This is a genomic window from Ignavibacteria bacterium, assembly GCA_025612375.1.
In the GTDB taxonomy this organism is placed as follows: domain Bacteria; phylum Bacteroidota; class Ignavibacteria; order Ignavibacteriales; family SURF-24; genus JAAXKN01.
In genome coordinates, this window is record JAAXKN010000008.1 from 144316 (window position 1) to 156513 (window position 12198).

General features: G+C 45.8%; 12 protein-coding genes. 4 read left to right on the forward strand and 8 right to left on the reverse strand.

Annotated elements, in window-relative coordinates:
- Positions 1–40: 40 nt before the first annotated feature.
- The 8 genes from HF312_08055 to HF312_08090 all read right to left on the reverse strand — a co-directional run bounded on the left by HF312_08055 (position 41) and on the right by HF312_08090 (position 6434).
- On the reverse strand, positions 41–1207 hold the full coding sequence (locus HF312_08055) for a 3-hydroxybutyryl-CoA dehydrogenase (protein MCU7520160.1): 1167 nt from the start codon (positions 1205–1207) through the stop codon (positions 41–43).
- Between the two features lie 31 nt (positions 1208–1238).
- Positions 1239–2210, reverse strand: coding sequence for an aldo/keto reductase (locus HF312_08060; protein MCU7520161.1), 972 nt, complete (start codon positions 2208–2210; stop codon positions 1239–1241).
- Between the two features lie 64 nt (positions 2211–2274).
- Complete coding sequence (locus HF312_08065) at positions 2275–3063, reverse strand: 2-(1,2-epoxy-1,2-dihydrophenyl)acetyl-CoA isomerase (protein MCU7520162.1); 789 nt, start codon at positions 3061–3063, stop codon at positions 2275–2277.
- Positions 3064–3092: 29 nt separating this feature from the next.
- Positions 3093–3584: a phenylacetate-CoA oxygenase subunit PaaJ gene (gene paaJ, locus HF312_08070; protein ID MCU7520163.1), complete on the reverse strand. Its 492-nt coding sequence runs from the start codon at positions 3582–3584 to the stop codon at positions 3093–3095.
- Positions 3585–3622: 38 nt separating this feature from the next.
- Positions 3623–4414 carry a phenylacetate-CoA oxygenase subunit PaaC gene (paaC, locus tag HF312_08075; GenBank protein ID MCU7520164.1) on the reverse strand — a complete coding sequence of 264 codons (792 nt, stop codon included), beginning with the start codon at positions 4412–4414 and terminating at the stop codon, positions 3623–3625.
- Entirely contained in the window at positions 4411–4713 is a 303-nt protein-coding gene (gene paaB, locus HF312_08080; GenBank protein MCU7520165.1) for a 1,2-phenylacetyl-CoA epoxidase subunit B, read from the reverse strand. Before paaB ends, paaC begins: the two co-directional genes overlap by 4 nt.
- Positions 4714–4758: 45 nt before the next feature.
- Complete coding sequence (paaA, locus tag HF312_08085) at positions 4759–5691, reverse strand: 1,2-phenylacetyl-CoA epoxidase subunit A (protein ID MCU7520166.1); 933 nt, start codon at positions 5689–5691, stop codon at positions 4759–4761.
- A 110-nt stretch (positions 5692–5801) separates the two neighbouring features.
- The gene (locus tag HF312_08090) at positions 5802–6434 is read right to left on the reverse strand and encodes a M15 family metallopeptidase (protein MCU7520167.1); all 633 of its coding nucleotides are present in this window, start codon (positions 6432–6434) and stop codon (positions 5802–5804) included.
- Between the two features lie 170 nt (positions 6435–6604).
- On the opposite strand from HF312_08090, the gene HF312_08095 reads away from it, so the two are divergent.
- The 4 genes from HF312_08095 to HF312_08110 all read left to right on the forward strand — a co-directional run bounded on the left by HF312_08095 (position 6605) and on the right by HF312_08110 (position 12044).
- Positions 6605–6754 (forward strand): lmo0937 family membrane protein, encoded by a 150-nt coding sequence (locus HF312_08095; GenBank protein ID MCU7520168.1) that lies wholly within the window; start codon positions 6605–6607, stop codon positions 6752–6754.
- 103 nt (positions 6755–6857) lie between these two features.
- Entirely contained in the window at positions 6858–7943 is a 1086-nt protein-coding gene (locus HF312_08100; GenBank protein MCU7520169.1) for a DUF748 domain-containing protein, read from the forward strand.
- Between the two features lie 129 nt (positions 7944–8072).
- A complete protein-coding gene (gene alaS, locus HF312_08105; protein ID MCU7520170.1) occupies positions 8073–10667 on the forward strand; it encodes an alanine--tRNA ligase in 2595 nt (864 codons plus the stop codon).
- A 633-nt stretch (positions 10668–11300) separates the two neighbouring features.
- Positions 11301–12044 carry a hypothetical protein gene (locus HF312_08110; protein ID MCU7520171.1) on the forward strand — a complete coding sequence of 248 codons (744 nt, stop codon included), beginning with the start codon at positions 11301–11303 and terminating at the stop codon, positions 12042–12044.
- Positions 12045–12198 lie beyond the last annotated feature (154 nt).

A 12198-nucleotide genomic window follows, 5' to 3' on the forward strand; every position in this document is an offset into this window, starting at 1 on the left:
TCTTTCATCTTGTCTCACATTTTTGAGCAGGGTTTAATTTTTAAGGATAAAACTGCTCTTTATTTTTTACCATTTTCCTCAGCAGGACTGAAGGCCTGTAGCGCTCCTCGCCATACTCCTGCTGGAGCTCTCTGAGCCTGTTAAAAACTTTTTCGAGGCCTATTTCATCAGCCCACTTGAAAAGCCCCAGGGGATAGTTGACCCCTTTCATCATTGCAAGCTCAATATCCTCTTTCGATGCAATGTTCTTATGCAGTGCGTCGGCGGCTTCGTTAATTAGCATTGAAATAATACGAAACCAAATTTCACGGGCAAGTTCAATGTCTTTTACCGGCTCCCTGTTTTTTGCCCCCGGACTGTAATCATAAAACCCATGACCCGTTTTTCTTCCCAGGCGGCCTGCTTCAACGAGCCTTTTCTGAGTAATGGAAGGCCTGTAGCGCGCGTCGTAATAAAAGCCCTCAAAGACCGACTCGGTTACCTTGTAGTTAACGTCATTGCCGATCAGGTCCATCAGCTCAAAAGGCCCCATCCTGAAGCCGCCTATAACCTTCATTGCCCAGTCGATTGTTGCCGCGTCTGCAGCACCTTCTTCCAGCATCCTTAAGGCTTCGCCGTAGAAAGGCCTTGCTATGCGGTTTACAATGAAGCCCGGCGTGTCTTTGGCAATTACCGTAATTTTGTTCCAGCTGTGTGCTGCTTCACGCGCTTTTTCTACAGCCTCAGCTGAGGAGGCAAGCCCCGGAATAATTTCCACAAGGGGCATAAGGTATGCGGGATTGAAAAAATGCATACCGACAACTCTTTTGGGATCCTTTGCTGCCGAGGCAATTGATGTTATGGATAAAGAAGAAGTGTTTGTGGCAATAATGGCATTTTTTAAGAGGATCTTTTCCACCTCGGAAAAAACATTTTTCTTTACCGAGATCTCTTCAACTACAGCCTCAATTACGAGGTCCGACTTTGAAAGGTCCGCCATCTCACACGTAAATGTAATGCGTTCTTTCAGGTTTCGTGCGTCAGTCTCACTAAAGCGTCCTTTATCCTTCTGACGGCCAATGATGCCGTAAATTTCTTCTTTGGCACTTTCCAGCACGTGAGGGCTGATCTCATAAAGAGTGGTTCTGCATTTGTTTAAGGCGGCAGTATAAGCAATGCCGCGCCCCATAGTGCCGCCTCCGATAATCCCGACAGAAAGGTATTTCAATATGCCCCTCTCGTTATGCAAAATAAATTAATTACCATGCGTAAGCCTCGGGTGCCTGGTTGCCCGGTCCGGGCCAAACCTCATCCAGCTTTTCAAGCATCTCGTCCGAAAGCTTTATGTGCAGAACCTTGAGGCTTTCTTCCAGCTGATCAATTGTTCTGGGACCTATAATGGGAGCCGTAACAACAGGGTTATTCATAACCCATGCAAGCGCAATGTTTGCAAGGCTCTGCTCGGTATCCTGGCAGCACCTTTCGTAAGCCTCGAGCTGCGGGCGCAGCTTCTCAACGGCTTCCTGCAGTGCGGGTCTTGCGCGCCTGCCTTCAGAAGGCCTTTTTAGAACCCCGCCGCTTAATATACCGCCGCCTAAAGGGCTCCATGGTATAAGTCCAAGCCCCATAGCCCTGCATGCCGGAATTACCTCAAGCTCAATGTGGCGGTTCCTGAGGCTGTAGATGCTCTGCTCTGAAACGAGCCCCAGGAAATTTCTTTTTTCAGCAATGTAGTTTGCCTCGACTATATTCCATGCCGCAAAGTTGCTGCTTCCGACGTAAATAATTTTTCCTTCCTGCACAAGCTGTTCCATCGCCTGCCAGATTTCCTCCCACGGCGTTTCGCGGTCCACGTGATGCATCTGGTAGAGGTCTATGTAATCGGTCTGAAGACGCTTCAGGCTGGCCTCGCAGGCAAGCTTAATGCTGCGCGCTGAAAGTTTTCCCTCGTTCGGCCAGTCGCTCATGTTGCCGTAAACTTTTGTTGCCAGAACGGTTTTCTCCCTGCGGCTGTGTCCTTTCTGAAACCACCTGCCTATGATCTCTTCAGTTCTGCCCTTGTTTTCCCCTCCGTAAACGTTTGCCGTATCAAAAAAGTTAATTCCATGCTCCAGAGCTGCATCCATTATCTTAAAGCTGTCGTCTTCGGCCGTGTAGGTCCCGAAATTCATTGTGCCAAGGCAGAGCCTGCTTACTTTGAGGCCCGACCGTCCGAGATGGGTATATTCCATATTCTCCTCTTTTTTGCTTAAGTGTTGAAAATTGTCTGCCGGAAAAATTTATATGCCGAAAATTTTATCTGCCCGAGAAGCGTGCCTTGCGCTTTTCAAGGAATGCCTTAACCCCTTCTGTGTAATCTTCCGTCATTCCTGCAAGCTGCTGGAATTTTGCCTCCAGCTCAAGCTGCGTGTCCAGATCACTGCTGCACGACCTGTTAATTGCGCGCTTAATAAATCCCAGGCTCTTTGTAGGCATTTCAGCCAGCTTTTTTGAAAGTGCCGCAGCTTCTTTCAAAAGGACTTCGGGTTCGACTACCTTGTAAATAAGACCCATGTCGAGTGCCTCATAACACGTGATCTTCTCTCCCAGCATCATCAGGGCCGTAGCACGCTGAAGGCCTGCCAGGCGGGGGAGGAAGAAGGTCCCTCCGCTGTCGGGCAGAAGCCCCACATTAATGAACGACTGTATGAAAGAAGAGCTGCTTGAGGCTATTACAAAGTCGCATGCAAGCGCTATGTTGGCCCCCGCACCTGCAGCCACTCCGTTAACCGCGCAGACTACAGGCTTTTCAATGCAGCGGATCATCCTTATAAGCGGGTTATAGACTTCCTTTACCACCAGTCCGGGATCAGTGAGCTTTCCCTCACTGTCCGAAATTTCTTTCAAATCCTGCCCCGATGAAAATGCCCGCCCTTCACCCGTGATCATAACGGCGCGGATCTTTTCATTGTCCTTTGCCAGTTCCAGCGCCTTGCAAAGCTCCTGTGCCATCTCTCTGTTTATGCTGTTGAGTACCTCCGGGCGGTTGAGCGTCAGGAGTTTTATTGAATCTTCAATTTTGTATTTTATAAACTTGTATTCCATCTTATGGCTTTACTGGTGTTTATTATTATCTAAAAACGTTTAAAGTATTCAAAGGGCTGACGGCAGCTGTTGCAGAAGTAAAGCGACTTGCATGCCGTGGAACCGAAGCGGCTCCTTAGGACGGTATCATCCGAGCTGCAGTATGGGCAGCTGACATTATCGTCATTGATTATAAGAGGAATGAACTCTTCGTCCCCGGTCTTTAAGGGCGGTGCAATTCCGTAGTCTTTAAGTTTATTCCTGGCTTTGTCTGAAAGCCAGTCGGTGGTCCAGACGGGCGAATAGACGGTCTTAACCGCAACGTCATTAAATCCTTTTGCCCTAAGCGTTGAAATAATTTCCTCCTGAATCATCTTCATTGCAGGGCATCCGGAATAGGTGGGCGTAATCATTACTTCTATGTGCCCCAAGGAAATTTCAACATCCCTTACAATCCCCAGATCCATAATGCTCAGTACAGGCACTTCCGGATCCATTACACTTTCCAGACATTTTAATATTTCATCTTTTCCGGTTGTCATTTCATGCGTGTCCTTAATATTTACCATTGGGCAATGTCTTACCATTTGGCGCCGGGATAAGAACGGGCCAGTATCTGCATTTCAGAAAGCAGATGCCCCAGGTATTCCGTATGTATCCCTTTTCTTCCTCCTCTTGCCATATGGCTGTCTTCCGTGGGAATTAAAAGCGTTGCCCTTGAAATCACTTCATTTACCCTTTCCTGCCATAGGGGCTTTAACTTCAGGCTTTCAGGCACAAAGCCGTTTTCAATAAGAACCCTGTCTAGTCCTTCATCTAAAAAAAGCTCACCCGTATACATCCATAGTTCATCCAATGCATGCTGCATCCTGTAATGGCTTTCTTCTGTTCCGTCGCCCAGACGCAGGACCCACTCCACACTGTGTCTCAGGTGGTATTTAACTTCCTTAAATGACTTGGCGGCAATGGAGGCAAGTTTAGGCAGGCGGCTTTTCTGCAGCTCCCCAAACAAAATAAAGCTGTAGGAACTGAAGAGAAACTGCCTTGCAACAGTAAAGGCGAAGTCGCCATTTGGAAGTTCAACCATCTGGAAATTCTTAAACTCAATTGCGTCGCGGAAAAAAGCCAGGTCATCTTCCGACCTTCCCCTGCCTTCGGTCTCAGCGGCATACTGAAGGAATGCATTTGCCTCACCCAGGCAGTCGAGCGCAATGTTGCTTAAAGCAATATCCTCTTCAATTACGGGCGCGTGGCCGCACCATTCGGAGAGCCTGTGGCCTAAGATCAATAGGTCGTCTCCCAGTCCCAGCAGGTAATTAAAGAGCGCCGTCTTTAGCTTTTCGTCCTTAAGCTTATCATCATTTTCATTCATACGCCTCTTACTCCTTTGGGTACTTTATAGAACTGGGGATGGCGGTAGACTTTATCCTCTGCGGGGTCGAAAAATGAATCGTTATCCTGAGGCGTTGTAGCCGTGATCTCTTCAGAAGGAACAACCCAGATGCTTTTTACCGGTCCCCGCCTGGCATAAACGTCGCGTGCATTCTGAATAGCCATTTCAGCATCTGCTGCGTGCAGGCTTCCGGCGTGTATGTGGGGGGCGCCCTCATCCTCCTGCAGGAAAACTTCCCAGAGCGCCCATTGTGTATCGTTACTGCTGCTTAACGGCATGTATCCCTCTGATAATTTTATTTTATAACTTAAGCCGGATGTAAATTAAGCCAGCATTTTTCTTTTTTCAGCGTAGGCTTCTGCCGCAACTCTTACCCATTCGCCCTGCCTGTGGGCCTCGCGTCTTGCCTTCATGCGTTCGCGGTTATAAGGCCCGTGCCCGCTTATAACCTCAAAGAATTCCTGCCAGTCGAGCGCTCCATACTCCCAGTGCCCCGCTTCATCGTTGTATTTCAGTTCGGGATCTGGTAGCGTAAGCCCCACTGCCTGCGCCTGCGGAACGGTCAGGTCCACAAAGCGCTGTCTGAGCTCCTCATTTGTTTTAAGCTTGATCTTCCATTTCATTAGATCGGCACTGTTCGGGGAATCCTTATCTCCCGGACCGAACATCATAAGCGAAGGCTTCCACCAGCGGTTTACTGCCTCCTGCGCCATAATCTTCTGCTCCGGTGTGCCGTTTGCAAGCACTGTGATAATTTCATAACCCTGTTTTTTATGGAAGCTTTCTTCCTTGCAGATCCTCAGGTTTGCCCTGGCATAAGGCCCGTATGAGCACTTGGCCAGCATGGTCTGGTTTACAATTGCGGCACCATCGACAAACCATCCTATTGTACCCATGTCGGCCCAGGAAAGCGTGGGATAATTAAATATGCTGGAATATTTTGCCCTGCCTGTAAGAAGCTGTTCAATAAGTTCGCTTCTTTCAATTCCCAGAGTCTCCGCCGCGCTGTAAAGATAAAGCCCGTGCCCGGCTTCGTCCTGCACCTTGGCAAGAAGTATCATTTTGCGCCTTAAGCTTGGCGCGCGCGTAATCCAGTTGCCCTCGGGGAGCATGCCTACAATTTCGGAATGAGCGTGCTGCGAGATCATGCGTATAAGCTGCCTTCGGTAGCCCTCAGGCATCCAGTCCTTGGGTTCAATGGTTCCTCCGGCATTGATCCTGGCCTCAAATGCCTGAAGTTTTACTTCGTCGTTCATAGTTTCACTTTCGGAAAGAATTGGTTTTTGCCCTCGCTATGAAATCAATCTATACAAAAACGTGCTTAAAGGCAAGGTGAAGAAAAGTGCGGAATTTAATGTGAAAAGGGCTATTTCTTCTCGAAATGCTGGTAGTCTTTTGTGCTCCTCCAGGTGGCGCCCCACTTCCAGCCGCGTTTTGAGAAGGCTTTTACAACTGCTGAAGAGGGCGTAATTGTGCCGGGTGCCTTAGTGTCGTATTTTGATCCCGGCGGGGAGGCTTTACCTTTCCGGATCTGCGGGTTTTGAATGGGATTAATGTCAATTGCACGCCCCGTTGAGTGGGCGGAGAGTATTTTTGTACCTTTTACAACGCGGTAGTTAAAAGCCGAGGTGTTGTTGTCTGCCATGGAAAGGGAGTCGGACCAGCTGTATTTTACTACCGGAACTACCTTTGCAATGGGGAACCTGCTTTCCTGAATTTCACGGAATATATCCTGAATCTCAGCGGCCAGATCGGTGCGTATAAGAACCTGCCCCTCGTGGAGCTTCCCGTCAAATGAATAATAATTTACATTCACAAGATTCAGGTTTTTCCTGATGTAGGACGGGATTTTAAGCCCGGAGGTGGCCTCCCCAAGCGTCATCCGGCTGTCAACAATTGCTTTTTCCCCGCCGTCTAACCCTTTCTGCTGTAAACTGCCCGGCAGGGCAGGGGCGGCAAGGAGAAAAATCAGCTGTATGTAAATATATATTAGTTTCATTCTTATAATATCCGGCCCATAAATATAGCTTTTTTCTTCATTTTTGCCATGCCTGCCGGGAATAATTTCATTCCTTGATTATAGTTTAATATGAGTTAAATTATATAAATATGCTATTAATTCAGATGCCGGCAAATATTCTTTTATTATTACCGTGAAGGGAGGTCCCCATGCTTTGGACTATTTTTGTAGTTCTGCTCGTATTGTGGATATTAGGACTCGTAAGCGGCTATACACTGGGCGGATTCATACATATCCTTCTTATCATAGCCGTTGTAGCTGTCCTCATAAGGATCATTCAGGGCAGAAGCGTTTTATAGTATTATAGAAAACTGCAAAACAGCCGGCATGGAGTAGAGAAAAAGCCCCTGCCGGCTGTTTTTTTGTGTGACATAAGATCCGATGAAAGAGTAAAGGAAGTATATGAGTATATTGAGTAAAATAAGCAGAACCACACTGATTGTAGTTATTGTTATTGTAGTTCTTCTTGTTGCCTTGCGCATTGCACTGCCTCACATAATAAAGTACGAGGTGAATAAAAAATTAAACGAGCTTCCCGATTATACGGGGCATATTGACGACGTGGACCTGCATATATACCGCGGGGCATATGCAATTAACGGGGTGGAAATTAAGAAAAGGAACGGAAAAGTAGCGGTCCCTTTCTTTTCGGCGGGAACAATGGAGTTCAGCGTGGAATGGAAACAGCTCTTTCGCGGCCATCTGGTTGCAAAAGTATATATATACCACCCGATGGTTAACTTTGTACAGGGACCCACCAAAGAACAGAGCCAGACAACAGCCGACAGCAGATGGCAGGATAAGGTTAAGGACCTCTTCCCCCTTAAAATAAATACATTTAAGATTGATGACGGGGAGATCCATTTCCGCAATCCCTACAGCGATCCCAAGGTGGACGTATACATAAGTAACCTGCAGGTGCTGGCAACAAACCTAACAAACAGCCTGAAAGTAGCTAAAACACTCGCTTCAGACGTGAATGCCTCGGGTAATGTAATGGGAACGGGTAGATTTAAGGTGGGAGTTAAGCTGGACCCGTTTAGAAAGGATCCGACCTTTGACCTCGATATGCAGGTTACTACGGTACCTCTTGTAAAACTTAACGATTTTCTGAAGGCTTATGCAAAATTCGACGTGCATAAGGGCACTTTCAGCATGTACAGCGAAGTGGTTGCAAGGGACGGCAAGTATGAGGGCTACCTTAAGCCGCTTCTTAAGGATGTGGAAGTGGTCAAATGGAAAGAAGACATTAAAAAACCGTTTTTTGAGCTGGTCTGGAAGGTTGTTGTAGGTGCCGTAAAGGACATATTCACCAATCCCCCAAAAGAGCAGGTGGCAACAAGGGTGCCTTTCAGCGGAAGCTTTGAAAAAACTGAGGTGGGAATCTGGACCACAATCTGGGAGCTCATAAAAAACGCCTTCATACAGGCCCTCATGCCCGGCCTCGACAGAACAATTTCCATGAAGGATGTCTCCAGCAAAAAATGAAAAATAGTCCAATGTCCGGGATCCGCACTGACCTTGGACATTGGACCTTGGACTTTGGTCTCGTAAATCCTGCCGGATTTTCTTATATTTACTTTCTTTAATAACAAAAATTAATGAGCGAAGAGTTATATGACCTCAGCAGAAATCAGACAACAGTTTTTGGACTTTTTTGAAAGCAAAGGGCACCGCATCATTCCCAGCGCTCCCGTTGTACCCTTTGACGACCCGACACTGCTTTTTGCAAATGCCGGAATGAACCAGTTCAAGGACGTATTCCTGGGCCTGGGCACCAGGGAATACAAACGCGCCGCCGATACACAGAAGTGCATCAGGGTCAGCGGAAAACATAACGACCTCGAGGAAGTAGGCCACGATACATACCACCATACATTTTTTGAGATGCTGGGTAACTGGTCCTTCGGCGACTATTATAAAAAAGAAGCCATCAAATGGGCGTGGGAACTCTTAACCGAAGTCTGGAAGCTCCCGAAGGAAAGGCTCTGGGCAACTGTATACAAGACCGACGACGAGGCCCGCACGATCTGGCAGTCTGAGACCGACATTAACCCCAGCCACATACTGCCATTTGCAGAAAAGGACAATTTCTGGGAAATGGGGGAGACAGGCCCTTGCGGCCCCTGCTCTGAAATTCATATAAACTTAAGCGACGACTACGAAAACCCGAAGTACGTCAACGCCGGTGTGCCGGAGTGCATTGAGATCTGGAACCTTGTCTTCATTCAGTATAACAGGAACAGCGATGGCGAGCTTCAGGACCTTCCGGCCAGGCACGTCGATACAGGAATGGGCTTTGAAAGGATCTGTGCCGTTCTGCAGAAAAAAGGCTCCAACTACGACACCGACGTCTTCGCGCCTATTATAAATAAAATTGCTGAAATGGCGGGAGTAAAATACGACTCTGAGGAGCACAGGATCCCGATGAGGGTAATTGCCGACCACGTAAGAACGCTTTCTTTCGCAATTGCCGACGGCGCCGTGCCGGGTAACGACGGGCGCGGATACGTCTTAAGAAGAATTTTAAGAAGAGCCGCGCGCTACGGACGGAAGCTCAGACTTAATAAGCCCTTTATCTATGAGCTTGTTGACGTATTGGCTCAGCACATGTCAAACGTTTTCCCCGAGCTTAAACAGAAGCAGCAGCACATTGAAAAGATCATTAAGGCTGAGGAAGAAAGCTTCAACACAACGCTCGACAGGGGAATTGAGCTCTTTGAAAAAATTGCCGAGAAGGTTACGTCCTCAGGCGGAAAAACAATTTCGGGCGAAGACCTCTTCATGCTTTACGACACATACGGTTTCCCGGTGGATCTTACAAACGTAATGGCAAAGGAAAGAAATCTTTCCATTGATGAAGACCGCTTTAATGTTTTAATGGATGAGCAGCGCACGCGCGCAAGGGAATCCACAAAGGATAAGTTTGCTTCCGTAAGCGCTCTTATTAACGACGTTGAATCCTTCGAAATAGATGAAAGCGAAAAGCCGGAGTTCGTGGGATACGAAAGCCTTTACGTGGATGCCAAGATTATAGGTCACAGAAAAGAAGGCAACAGCGAACTTGTAATACTTGACCGCACACCATTTTACGTGGAGTCGGGCGGACAGATAAGCGACGTGGGCTGGCTGGAGTTTCCGGATAAAAACCGCAGACTGGAAGTGGACAACGTTTCAAAGGTTTATAACATGATCGTCCACGCGCTTGATGCCAGTGAAATTGATTTCCCTATTGAAAAGGGAATGCGCGTAAGAGCCGTTGTGGATCAGGACAGAAGGTGGGACATAATGAGAAACCATTCGGCTACACACCTTCTTCATGCGGCACTCCGCAAGGTCTTAGGTGAGCACGTTCGCCAGGCAGGTTCATACGTAGGACCCGACCGTTTAAGATTTGACTTTGCGCATTACTCAAAGCTTACTGAAGAAGAGATTAAGCAGATCGAGACGATTGTAAACGAGCAGATAAGAAAGAACATCCGTCACCTTCCGCACAGGGCAATCCCATTTGAGGAAGCAAAGAAGATGGGAGCCTTAATGTTCTTCGGCGACAAGTACGGCGACCGCGTGAACGTTGTGGAATTTGAAGGCGCGAGCATGGAATTCTGCGGCGGCACTCATGTAACAAATACGGCTGAGATCGGAATGTTCAAGATCGTAAGCGAAGCCTCGGTTGCAAGCGGCATAAGAAGAATTGAAGCCGTTACGGGTAAAGGCGTTGAAGAATATATTCGTCAACAGGAAGAGAACATTAAAAAAGAAGAAGAGAAGATCTCGCTTCTAATAGAAGAAAAGAAGAAGCTTGAAAAAGAGCTCGCTGAAATCAGTTTTAAGGCAAAGCTTGGTAAACTGGCCAGCGTACTTAATTCACCCTTGGAAGTTGACGGCATAAGGCTCTTCAAGGGAAGAGTTGAGGCTTCCAACATGGATGAGTTAAAAGGCTTTGGAGACGAGCTGCGTGAAAAAATGAAAGATGCCGTTGGAGTATTGATTAGTGAGATGGACGGCAAAGTAGGCATCGTTTGTGTAGTTTCAGACAGCCTTATTAAGGAGAAGAAACTTGCAGCAGGCAAGATTGTAGGTGAGCTTGCAAAGCTCGTTGGCGGAGGCGGAGGCGGCCGTCCTCACCTGGCAACCGCAGGCGGCAAGGATATAACCAAAATTGACGAAGCCCTGAAGCAGACGAACGAAATAATAAAAAAGATGCTCTAGTCCCGCTTCTCAAAACACAAATACAATTAGCTCCGCTTTAACATCAGTTAGGGCGGAGCTTTTTTTATAACTCCCCCCAGCCATATGCATCAACACAGTTAAGAACCAAATGGAAAAATCTGTAATGTATGTTTAAGGCCGGCAGCAGGATGTTTTCCTGGACGAAAAGAATGTAGGTCTCTATTTCAATCGCAAACTTTTCACCCTCATTTCCACACCCAGTCAAAATGTTGGCTATGCATTCTCAGGGAAGAAGCATTTTATATTTGCAATGAAAAACTATAGTTGATTTTGGATTACTTTTTGACTTCGAATCAATTTCCACTGCTCCAGGTTTACATTATTTATAATTCAATTCGTGGTATAAATGCCAATTGACAAAATATTTATTTTTCTTTAACTTGAGTCCTAAATATATTATTGACCCTCACTTGTCAGGACTATTTGTCTGTTTATCTATCCAAATACTTATGCCTATGAATTGAAATCTGTTTATTTATTGGGTAACCAGCTCCTGACATCCTTCTATCTTGAAAAACTGAGAAATTAAGCTCATTAAAATAAATTTTAAGAAACCTGAAATCTTATTTGGCTTATAATCTTTTTATTGTAGAATGTCTGAAGGAATTTATCATGTTCAATACAGTTTTCTTCTCCGGCACAGTAAGTCTAAGAAAACAGTTTGCAATCAAATATCTTCTATTTATCCTTTTATTCGTATCACTATCCTCATGCGAAAAATCCAACCCTCTTCGTTCAGATCCTGTATCAAATGGACCTGTTGCCAATCTGTTTTCATTAAAGCCGGGGAATAAATGGAAATATATAACATATGAATATTTCTTTGGCAAAGAACGAATTCTAGACACACTTACGGTTGAAATAACCAAAGAAGTAACTTATAATTTCAATGAAAAGACTTATACAGCCGCTGTCAAGCAAAATAGATTAGGGCAGATTGCAGAAGATTGTAAATGGCTTTATTCCAATGGGGAAAATGGCGTATACCAATGCGGGGGAATTTCCAGCGCAGATACAGTATTCAAAAGAGATTTAATTTATAAAAATCCTGTAAATAAGGGTGAATCATGGCCAGTTCCATCTCTTGTTTACGATCCCTTTAATCAGAAGTTTTTTATTGAAGAAATTCTTAACTATGACTGTTATTCCACTAATGACACCTTAGAAACTCCGGCCGGAACTTTTGCATGCACGGTTTACCACTACAAGCGTCACCCTGATAATGATGTACTGGAATATTGGGAGTATTTTGAATATTACGCACCAAACATTGGTAGAGTTGGAATTTTTATTAGTCGTGCCGATAGCCAGGAGTTATTATACAAAAGCATAATTATTTCATATGACGTTAAATAAAAACAATTTGATACCCAGGTAAGGCAAAAAATTATTTTTACTATTCACATTTATTTAGGAGTAACTATGAAAGCAAAAGCCTTAGTTCTGTTTATTTTTATTAACTCATGTTACGCAAAATTATAATTTTTAATTAAGTCAGACATTCTTCTAT

What these genes read in the sequence shown, in the direction of transcription:
- paaA (MCU7520166.1), bottom strand. Translation starts at nt 5,691, where the DNA reads ATGAACGACGAAGTAAAACTTCAGGCATTTGAGGCCAGGATCAATGCC.
- HF312_08095 (MCU7520168.1), top strand. Translation starts at nt 6,605, where the DNA reads ATGCTTTGGACTATTTTTGTAGTTCTGCTCGTATTGTGGATATTAGGA.
- paaB (MCU7520165.1), bottom strand. Translation starts at nt 4,713, where the DNA reads ATGCCGTTAAGCAGCAGTAACGATACACAATGGGCGCTCTGGGAAGTT.
- HF312_08060 (MCU7520161.1), bottom strand. Translation starts at nt 2,210, where the DNA reads ATGGAATATACCCATCTCGGACGGTCGGGCCTCAAAGTAAGCAGGCTC.
- paaC (MCU7520164.1), bottom strand. Translation starts at nt 4,414, where the DNA reads ATGAATGAAAATGATGATAAGCTTAAGGACGAAAAGCTAAAGACGGCG.
- paaJ (MCU7520163.1), bottom strand. Translation starts at nt 3,584, where the DNA reads ATGACAACCGGAAAAGATGAAATATTAAAATGTCTGGAAAGTGTAATG.
- HF312_08090 (MCU7520167.1), bottom strand. Translation starts at nt 6,434, where the DNA reads ATGAAACTAATATATATTTACATACAGCTGATTTTTCTCCTTGCCGCC.
- HF312_08110 (MCU7520171.1), top strand. Translation starts at nt 11,301, where the DNA reads ATGTTCAATACAGTTTTCTTCTCCGGCACAGTAAGTCTAAGAAAACAG.
- HF312_08100 (MCU7520169.1), top strand. Translation starts at nt 6,858, where the DNA reads ATGAGTATATTGAGTAAAATAAGCAGAACCACACTGATTGTAGTTATT.
- HF312_08065 (MCU7520162.1), bottom strand. Translation starts at nt 3,063, where the DNA reads ATGGAATACAAGTTTATAAAATACAAAATTGAAGATTCAATAAAACTC.
- alaS (MCU7520170.1), top strand. Translation starts at nt 8,073, where the DNA reads ATGACCTCAGCAGAAATCAGACAACAGTTTTTGGACTTTTTTGAAAGC.